Source organism: Mesorhizobium sp. M1A.F.Ca.IN.022.07.1.1, assembly GCF_003997575.1.
Taxonomy (GTDB): Bacteria; Pseudomonadota; Alphaproteobacteria; order Rhizobiales; family Rhizobiaceae; genus Mesorhizobium.
This window is the reverse complement of record NZ_RZST01000657.1, coordinates 1-1,043: the sequence shown is the minus strand read 5'-3', so window position 1 is coordinate 1,043 and position 1,043 is coordinate 1. Positions and strand designations below refer to the sequence as shown.

Annotated in this window: 1 protein-coding gene and 1 pseudogene; both read left to right on the top strand. The window is 54.7% G+C overall.

Going from position 1 to position 1,043, the window contains the following annotated elements:
* Window positions 1-690, top strand: a pseudogene (locus EOA75_RS33175) (acyl CoA:acetate/3-ketoacid CoA transferase); the annotation flags it as partial.
* Window positions 687-1,043, top strand: a 357-nt coding sequence (locus EOA75_RS33170) for an enoyl-CoA hydratase/isomerase family protein (protein WP_164747771.1), incomplete at its 3' end; no start/stop codon positions are given. The pseudogene EOA75_RS33175 and the gene EOA75_RS33170, both read left to right, overlap by 4 nt.

Below are 1,043 nucleotides of genomic sequence, written 5' to 3'. Positions count from 1 at the left end.
GCCGTCAACATCGGATTCGGGATTTCGGCACTTGTGCCGCGAATTCTCATTGAGGAAGACTTGCACGGCAGCGTCACCTGGATGATCGAACACGGCGCTATCGGGGGTATTCCACTTCTCGACTTCCAGTTTGGTTGTTCTTCAAACGCTGAAGCTATCGTTTCTTCACCGACAAACTTTCTTTATTTTCAGGGCGGAGGGTTTGATGCCACACTTCTGTCGTTCCTTCAGATTGACAAAGAGGGCTCGGTAAATGTCTCGCGACTCGCAGCACGTCCACACGTGACGGCAGGCGCAGGTGGCTTCGTCGATATCTCCTCGCGCGCCAAACGACTGGTTTTTTCGGGCTTCTTTAGTGCCGGAGCAAAGCTCGGTCTAGAGAATGGCAACCTGATCATCCACAAAGAAGGAAAGGTTCGGAAGCTCGTAAATGAAATCGAGCACGTCTCGTTCTCGGGCCGCCGCGCCATCGAGCAAGGCCAGAATGTCGTTTACGTAACCGAGCGCTGCGTTATGCATTTGACAGCGGATGGCGTTGCTGTCGTGGAGATCGCGCCCGGTGTCGATTTACAACGTGATATCCTTGATCAATCGGAATTCAAGCTTCTAGTTCCGCGGACACCCAAGTTAATGGATCCTACGCTGTTCCGCCCCGAATCCTTCGGATTGAAATTGAGGAGTGCAGAATGAGCAAGACCGTTAAGGTGAACATCGAGGCAAGTATTGCGACCATCGTGCTCGCGCGCCCCGATAAACTCAACGCGCTTAACGGTCCGATGATCGCCGAGTTGGGCGATGCGGCAGTTTTAATCGGAAAGGATGCCAGCGTCAGGGTCGCCATCATCACGGGGAGCGGCAAGGCTTTTTGTACAGGTGGAGACATTGCTGCTTGGAGCGAGATCGACTCGTTGTCATTGGGGGAGGACTGGGTCCGCGAAGGTCACCGTGTTTTCGACGCGCTAGCTCGACTTCGGGTGCCTCTTATCGCTGCGCTAAATGGCTCGGCCTTCGGTGGCGGGCTCGAGCTTGCTGCAACAGCAGAC